The organism is Streptomyces pratensis, assembly GCF_037137275.1.
GTDB lineage: Bacteria > Actinomycetota > Actinomycetes > Streptomycetales > Streptomycetaceae > Streptomyces > Streptomyces pratensis_B.
Genome location: NZ_JBBBEN010000074.1, coordinates 1 through 7206 on the forward strand (window position 1 = coordinate 1; position 7206 = coordinate 7206).

Below are 7206 nucleotides of genomic sequence, written 5' to 3' on the forward strand. Positions count from 1 at the left end.
TCGACGCCACACCATCAGGCGACAGCAGATCCGCTCAAAGACTCACGAACCGCCCACTGAGAAACGCGCCTGCCTGGGAAAACAGCCTCCTGCCCCTCAGGGATCGCAGACAGTGCGGGCATTTCTGGCACCCAATCCCCCAGCCTCACCAGATGTCTCCCGCAGGGGCCCGGAGGATCTGCTGGCGGTGAGGTCAGTGCGCCTCGGGGTGGGCGCGGGTGAGGAACGCGGCGAGGTCCCCGGTGGCTTCGGGCTCGGTGGTGGCGAGCCGGGCCGCGAACGTCAGCTGGTCGACGTCGGCTATGGGGACCAGGCGGACGAGTTCGGCGAGCAGCGCGGCGTGTGCGAGGACCGGCGCGGTGAGAAGGCCGGCGGCGGCTTCGCGGGCGGCCGGATCGCGGTAGTGCCCGAGGCGGCTGGCCAGCGCGCGGGGGGGTGCCTCTATGTCCTTCGTCAAGGCGCCTGTGTCGGGGTTGGGGTGTTTTGGTCTTGTTGGGGTCATGCGGCGAGCTCGACGTCCGTGGGCGTGCGGGATTCGTAGAAGGTGCCGTCGCGGAGCATGGCGAATAGGACGCTGGTTCGTTGGCGGGCGAGGCGGAGGAGGGCTTGGGTGTGGGTTTTGCCGCGTGCGCGTTGCTTGTCGTAGTAGGCGCGGGAGGCGGGGTCGGCGTTCATGCAGGCGAAGGCGGACAGAAACATGGCGCGTTTGAGCTGGCGGCTTCCTCCTCGGGGCGCGTGTTCGCCGTGGATCGAGGTGCCCGACGCCTTCGTGGTCGGGGCGAGGCCGGCGTAGGAGGCGAGGTGGGCGGCGGAGGGGAAGCCGGTGCCGTCGCCGACGGTGACCAGCAGGACAGCGGCGGTCCTGACGCCGACGCCGGGCATCGACGTCAGGACCTCGGAAAGAGGGTGGGCCTCCAGCAGGGCGTTGATCTGGGTTTCCAGGGCCCGGCGCTGGGTGTGGACGGCGGCGAGCGAGGCGGCGAGGGAAGGGACGACGATGTCGAGGGTGCCGGTGCCGGGGACGACGACGGTCTGTTCGTCGAGTGCGTCGAAGACATCGTCGATCAGCCGGTGAGCCATGCGGGGGGCTTTCGGGCGGATCAGCTCCATGGGTCTGCGGCGGCCGGCCTTGCTCAGGGCGGCCGGGGAGCCGTAGCGTTCCAGCAGCCAGGTGACGGCCTGGTGGTCCAGGCGGGGGCCCAGGACGCGTTCCAGGCTGGGGTGGAACTGGGTGAGCAGGCCTCGTATCCGGTTGGACGTGCGGGTGGCCTCGGCGGCGAGGTCCTGGTCGAAGCCGACGAGAACCGTGAGTTCGGCGGTGATCTCGTCGGTCAGCTCCAGGGACCGCAGGATGTGCGGCATGGTGCGGGCGGCGTCCGCTATCACCGCGGCGTCCTTGGCGTCGGTCTTGGCCTCGCCGGGATAGAGTTCGGCGATCCGCCGCATCGCCAGGCCGGGCAGGTAGGCGACACGGCAGCCCGCATCGCGGGCGACCGTCAGCGGCAGGGCCCCGATAGAGACGGGCTGGTCCACGATCACCAGAACGGTGCCGAACTTCGCGGTCAGCTTGTCGAAAACGGCCCGCAGCTTGGGTTCGCTGTTGGGCAGGGGCTTGTCGAAGACCTTCTTGCCCGCAGGGGTGAGCCCGTGGCCGTGGTGGGCGGACTTGCCGACGTCCAGGCCCAGGAACACACCGACGTTGTCGATCTCGAACATGCTGCCCTTCCAGCGGTGTTGACGGTGCCGGCCTCGGCTCGGGTGTCGTGCGCGCGCATCCACGTTATGCAGACCTGCCGCCCGCGAACTGCCCGGCGTTGCGCCGGACCGGACGGTGGCCGGACCTCTGATCAGCGTCTCCGACGGCACCTCCCGGGCCCGGTGACACCACCCCCCAGGTCATGCCTTCGACAGGGGGCAACAGTCATGCCGGGCCCGGAGGCCAGCGGCCCTCTTGCAGGACCGCGGAAAACATAACGGGGGAGCCAGGCGTCGACGTCGGTCTGGATGTAGCCGTCGGCGCGGCGGGTGAGCTCGTCGCGTACGGCCTCGTCGCCGTCGCGGGGCTCGGCCCATGCCAGGGGGCCGAGCTCGCGCAGCGCCTGAAGCTCGGCCTCGCGGGCGTCGGCGGCCGCGGCTTCGGCGGCGAGCTCAGCCTGGACGATGTCGTCGGTGTCCGGGTCGTGGACGGTGCCGGACGGTGCGTCGGCCAGCGGCCAGGAAGACGGGAGCCGGTGCGCGGGGAAGATGGCCCACTCACTTCTCTGTGACGTCACCCAGCGATGACGCCCCGCCCCCGGGTCCCCCTGCCGACCACGTGAAGGCCGGCCCGTACGGTCGGCCAGCGGCCGGGGTCCTGTTTCCCCCGTCGTGCTGGTCAGGCCCTGAGCATCGGGTGTGTCTCCAGCATCGCCTCGGGTACGGCGAAGGCGCGGGTGAGGGTCAGCGCGTGCGGCTCCAAGAAGCTGAGGGCCGCGTCGACCGCGTCGGGCAAGTGCTCGACCTGATGGGCCGTCATCCGGCCGCGTGCCAACAGGTCTCCGCTGTGCGCGGCGACCCGTCGCAGGGTGAACAGGGCATGGAGCCCGCGCAGCAGGTCTGCCGGCGGCCCGGAGGGGGCCTGGTCGGCGGCAGTCAGCAGGGACTCAGCGGCGAGCCGGTGGACGTGGGCGTCGGCCAGAGCCACGGCGGGTGTCACCGTTGCGTTCCAGCGGGCCAGTGGGGAGTCGGCGCGCTGCCGGAGCCGGGCTTTCGCCCGGCTGTGGGAGATGCGCTCGATGTCCGTCAGGAGGTCCTGGAGGAACTGGGGGTCGGTCAGCTCCCTGTCTGTGGGCGCGATCTCGCTCTCCGGCTTGAGGTCGACGCCGCCGAGCAGCATCTCGCCCCCGGCCTTCTGCATGATGACCTGGTTGTCGCCCTCGGCTGTGATCGTGCCCTCGATGGAGGCGAGCTGGAGCGCGATGCCGTTCGCCTGGATGAGGCCCTGAGCGCCGCAGCGTTCGCGGCACTCGGTCATGACCGCCCGGGCCCGCCAGGTGACCCAGGCCTTGGTGATCGCCGTCAGCCGCTCGTACGCCTCGCGTTCCTCGCCGGTGGCCCGGTCCCACTGCTGCACGACCGACCGCTGGAGCAGCGTGGCGGCGTAGGTCGTCGCCGTGGCGTCGAGCAGGGGCGTGTGGTGGCCACGGTGGGCGATCAGCGGCACCCGCTGTCCGGTCGTCATGCCCGAGGTGACTCGGGTGTGGGCGTAGCGCATGGCGACGTCGAGAGCGTGGCGCATGACGCCGAGGCTGTGGGCGGTCATGCAGAGCTTTCCCATGGTGACCCGCCCGATGGACTGGAGGAACCGCCGACGCGGACTGCCGAGTGTGCTGGTGAACTCGCCGTCCGGGGTGAGGTGGCCGTGGTCGCCCTGGAGGAGAGCGCTTAACGGGAGACGGACATCGTGGAACGTCGTGGCGCAGTGGTCGACAGGGCTGCTGGCAGTCTGGGGCAGCGGCCGCACCTGCACACCCGGCAGCGGGCTGCCGGCGCTGTCGCTGAGCGGCGTCAGGAACAGGAAGACGCCGTGGTCGGTGCCGTCGACGATCAGGCGGGCCGCGACGACGGCCCCCTTCGCCCCTCCGGCCGGGCTGGTGTTGGGCATGAACTTCGCCGCGGCGGGCGTCGGGGTGTTCAGCACGAACCCGCGCGCCGCCCGGTCGTACGTAGCCGTGGTCTCCATATGCACGGCGTCGTTGCCATGGGCAACCTCGGTACAGAGGAACGTCCCTATGCGGTCCGCGCGGAGGTACTCGCCCAGGTCGCGCCCGGCCGGTTCGTGGTCGACCAGGCTTCCGAGGAAGAGGTTGTAGTGGATGGCGATGATGGTGGCCATGCCCGGGTCCACCGCACCGGCCCACTCGTGGATGGCGGTGAGTTCGACCGGATCGTTCGCGAGGGCCTGTGGAGCCTCCACGGCTTCGTTGACCAGTCGGAGCCGGTCGTAGCTCAGGGCTATGCGTTCTTGGTGGGTCAGCCCTTCCTCGAAACGGAACGGGGCGGAGCTGAACAGGTGCTTCCATCGGTCGTGAGTCGCGCCCAGCCGACCGGCGAACAGGACGTCGGCGAGCGCGGCGGATACGAGTGTGATATCCGGGATCTGAGTGTCAGTCATATCCGAGAAAGCTATCCTGTTCGATCACGTCTGACGGAGTGATGATCAACACGATTGGGCTGGTCGAAAACACGGTAGGTGCTCGCTCCGTGTGTTATTGAGGTTGAACTCGTGATGTCGCTGGGTCGCTCAGGTGGGTCTGATGGTCAGGCCGGTCTCGGCGAGGCAGCCGTCTATGAGGTCGCCGCGGTATTGGATGTGTCGCAGGCCGCGTCGGATGCGCTGGACGAGTGTGGTGTTCGGGGGTACTGAAGGCGACGTTGGAGAGCCAGCCACGCCGCAGCAGTGACCAGATCCCTTCGACGGGGTTGAGGTCGGATGCGTAGGGCGGCAGGTAGTAGATGGTCAGCCAGTCCCGGGAGGCTGCGAACTGTCGCAGGTCGGCGGCCTTGTGGACGTTGAGGTTGTCCCAGACGAGCACGATGGGGCCGCCGAGTTGCTGGTGAGCGGCGATCAGCAGGTCCCGGTAATCGCTCCAGGAGAAGCTCTTGCGTCCGTCGCGCTGACCGTCGTCCCGGCGTGGCCGGTAGATCAGCCGGGACCGGTGGCTGGGTTTGTAGCAGGTGAGCGCGGCTATGGATATGCGTCTGCGGGAACGGCCGCGGACCCGCACCACCGGGGCCCGGCCGCGCCGAGACCAGGTCTTCGCCTGCGGCAGCGTCATGGAGAATCCGGCCTCGTCCTCGAAGACGAGCCAAGCTCCACTCACCGCCGCGAGCCTTCCGCGCAGGGCCACACCTCCTTGACCCACCCGGCTATGGCCTCGTCGTCGCGTTCCATGGCGCGTCGGGCCGGGACTGGCAGGACCAGCCGTTGCGCACAAAGAGCTTGCGCACGCCCTGGACCGTGTAGGTCAGGTGGAAGCGCCGGCCGACCACTGTTTTCGCGCGACTCAGGTCCAGCGTTGGTCGTCCCAGCCGTGAGCGGGCGGCCCCTTGGGCAGCTCCGCCTCCAGCTGGGCGAACTGCTTCTCGCTCAGCCTCGGCAGCGACGCCGGCCCCTGTGACCTCAGAGCCCGCGGACCGCCCTCGTCCCCCATCCGCCGCCATCGCTGCACCGAGCGGACACTGACCCGCAGATCCTTCGCGATGACCGAGCTCACCTCACCCCGGGCGAACCTCTCGGCCGCCTTCAGTCGTAACTCCTCGGGGAACTGCTGCCGTTCAGCGGTCAGCCCGCCCCCTTGTAGATACCGCATGCCCCGGTGATACCGCACAGGCGATGAACCGTCAGCCCCCTACGACTCCACAAGTTCAACCTCAGTAGGTGCTGACTCTTGTGTTGCTGTGCTGGGCGTTTTTGCGAGGCGCCGACCGTCGTCTCGCTGAGACATCAGAGCGAGCACCCGCTCCGGCACTGTAGCGAGAGTCAGCACATTGAGCGCGGTCTGAGCCACGCCCTGGTCCTCTGGGCGCCGAACGACGGTTCCGCGCCGACATCCATGTTGTCTGCGACGGCGGCCGCCACCGTTCCGTCGCCGTGGCGGAAGAGCTGACCGCCCGGCTGCGCGCCGCCGGGATCGGGGCCGAGTCCGAGCACGTGCACGTCGGCCGAACCATCCTGACGTGACCCGGCCGGCCCTCACCGATCACGAGCTCGCAGCGCTCCGCCTCCTCGACCAGGGCCGCGGGCGAAGGCGTGCGGGAGAGCCCGGGCCCGGAGCAGGGTCCGGGTCAGGTGGAGCAGGTGGTCTGCGGGCTCCGGCCGGACGTTCAGAGCCGTGGCGATCTGTGACGTGGGCGCGGCCCCGGGCCCGAACTGGTGAACTGGCTCCCGGCCGGTCCGGATGGCGTTCGCACGTCACCGGCCGGGCCCCCGCTCCTTTCTGCGAAGCGCGTGCCGCGCCGGGCTACGCAACGCGGGCCCGCAGCACGTACCGCTCACCGGTCCGCATCGCCTCCGCCTGTTCGTGCAAATCTGCGGCCGTGCACCCGGGCAGTACCTCGTCCGCCGCGCGGTGCAGCAGCGCCACGATCAGGTGCGGTCGCTCCAGCAGCTGCTCTCGACGGTACGAGCGAGCACTGACGACCGGCCCCGACCCCCGGTGGGGCGCCGGGCAGGAAGGGGCAGCCGCGAAGGGCGTGACAACGCTTCTGCCCGGCGGGGTGGAGGCAGGCGGCCGGGGCGCAGCGGACGACGGTGTTTTGGCACGGCACCAGTGTGTGGACTGCCGGACGTTGGGAACTCCGGGTGCAGGCCGGGCCGGCGGCGTTCCCCTGGGGGCTGGTTCGGCTGAGGTTCCTCCGGTTCTGTCACGTGCCGGGGGAGCCGCTCCCCCCGTGCTCCGGCCGGGGCAGGGCACCGAGTTCGGCGACGTGGCGGGCGACCTCGCGCAGCTTGATGTTGTGGTTCTGCGAAAAGCGACGCAGGACGTTGAAGGCTTCGTTCTCGGCGAGGCCGTGGCCGGCCATGAGAATGCCCATGGCTTCACCGATGACGTGCCGGGAGGCGATCGCCTGCTCCAGTTGCTCGTGGACCCGTGCGCTGGAGAGGGCGACGGCAGCGTGGGAGGCCAGGACCCAGGCGGAGGCCTCACCGACCTCGTTGAACCGTCCAGGATGCCTGGCATACAGGTTCAGCGCGCCGAGGTTGTCGTCCTCGGTGAACAGCAGGACGCCCACCATGCTGCCCACTCCGAGTCCGCGGGCGGAAGACGCGAAGGCGGGCCAGCGCTGATGCGGGGCGGTCATGTCAACGACGCGGTAGACCCGCTCCCCATCCCGGTGGCGGGCCGCGTCGAAACAGGGGCCCTCCTGGAGACGCTCCTGCAGCCGGTCGCTGTCGGTGACCCACTGCTCGGTGGCTGCGAGGGTCCGCACTCGGTCTTCGCGCATGACGAGGACGCCGGCGGCGTCGCAGCCCTCGACCAGCTCGGTCGCGGACGTGGTGATCAGCTCGAACATGTCGGATACGCAGTCTTGCGCCGACAGGTCGCGTGCCATCGTCGCCATCTGTTGCGCGAAATCCTGCCAGTCCATGCCCGTGCGGCTCCCTACCTGGCACCAGCCCTACGGCGGCGGCACAGCGTCCAAGGTGTCCTCACGACCCTACGG

6 protein-coding genes and 1 pseudogene are annotated in these 7206 nt (G+C 69.8%); 1 reads left to right on the forward strand and 6 read right to left on the reverse strand.

The genetic code is table 11. From position 1 onward, the window contains the following. Positions 1–193 precede the first annotated feature (193 nt). The 5 genes and pseudogenes from V9U70_RS08035 to V9U70_RS30520 all read right to left on the reverse strand — a co-directional run bounded on the left by V9U70_RS08035 (position 194) and on the right by V9U70_RS30520 (position 5351). Entirely contained in the window at positions 194–457 is a 264-nt protein-coding gene (locus V9U70_RS08035; RefSeq protein WP_336673786.1) for a hypothetical protein, read from the reverse strand. Between the two features lie 41 nt (positions 458–498). Continuing rightward, complete coding sequence (locus V9U70_RS08040) at positions 499–1716, reverse strand: IS110 family RNA-guided transposase (protein ID WP_336673787.1); 1218 nt, start codon at positions 1714–1716, stop codon at positions 499–501. A gap of 131 nt (positions 1717–1847) precedes the next feature. After that, positions 1848–2273, reverse strand: coding sequence for a hypothetical protein (locus V9U70_RS08045; RefSeq protein WP_336673788.1), 426 nt, complete (start codon positions 2271–2273; stop codon positions 1848–1850). Between the two features lie 101 nt (positions 2274–2374). Continuing rightward, entirely contained in the window at positions 2375–4153 is a 1779-nt protein-coding gene (locus V9U70_RS08050) for an acyl-CoA dehydrogenase family protein (protein ID WP_336673789.1), read from the reverse strand. 129 nt (positions 4154–4282) lie between these two features. Then, positions 4283–5351 (reverse strand): annotated as a pseudogene (locus V9U70_RS30520) (IS630 family transposase). A gap of 239 nt (positions 5352–5590) precedes the next feature. On the opposite strand from V9U70_RS30520, the gene V9U70_RS30525 reads away from it, so the two are divergent. Further along, positions 5591–5722, forward strand: coding sequence for a RapZ C-terminal domain-containing protein (locus tag V9U70_RS30525; protein ID WP_419723953.1), 132 nt, complete (start codon positions 5591–5593; stop codon positions 5720–5722). 683 nt (positions 5723–6405) lie between these two features. Here the strand turns inward: V9U70_RS30525 and V9U70_RS08065 are convergent. Next, entirely contained in the window at positions 6406–7131 is a 726-nt protein-coding gene (locus V9U70_RS08065) for a GAF and ANTAR domain-containing protein (RefSeq protein ID WP_336673417.1), read from the reverse strand. Between the last annotated feature and the right edge of the window lie 75 nt (positions 7132–7206).